The organism is Stenotrophomonas sp. SrG (assembly GCF_050031795.1).
Classification (GTDB): Bacteria; Pseudomonadota; Gammaproteobacteria; order Xanthomonadales; family Xanthomonadaceae; genus Stenotrophomonas; species Stenotrophomonas rhizophila_A.
In genome coordinates, this window is sequence record NZ_JBNBBE010001618.1 from 1 (window position 1) to 232 (window position 232).

The 232-nt window shown below is 69.4% G+C and carries 1 pseudogene; it reads right to left on the reverse strand.

Annotation, left to right across the window (positions count from 1 at the left end):
• Positions 1 to 221 (reverse strand): annotated as a pseudogene (locus tag ACQG3P_RS24840) (2-hydroxyacid dehydrogenase); the annotation flags it as partial.
• Positions 222 to 232: the final 11 nt, after the last annotated feature.

The window sequence follows — 232 nt, forward strand, 5'->3', positions numbered from 1 at the left end:
CGCACGCCCAGCCCCTGCAGCGCCCGCAGCACGGGCGCATCCAGGCGGCCGTTGCCGAACACGCCGCCCGCATCGCAACCCTGGGCCAGGCCGGTGGACGTGGCGTCCAGCGCCGCATCGAAATACGCCAGCTCGAACCCCTGCCCGGCGTGGTCGCGCGCATTCGCTTCATCCATGAAACGGCGGTCGTAAGGGCGGGCACTGAAAACGGCGGTTATCATGGGGGTAACCT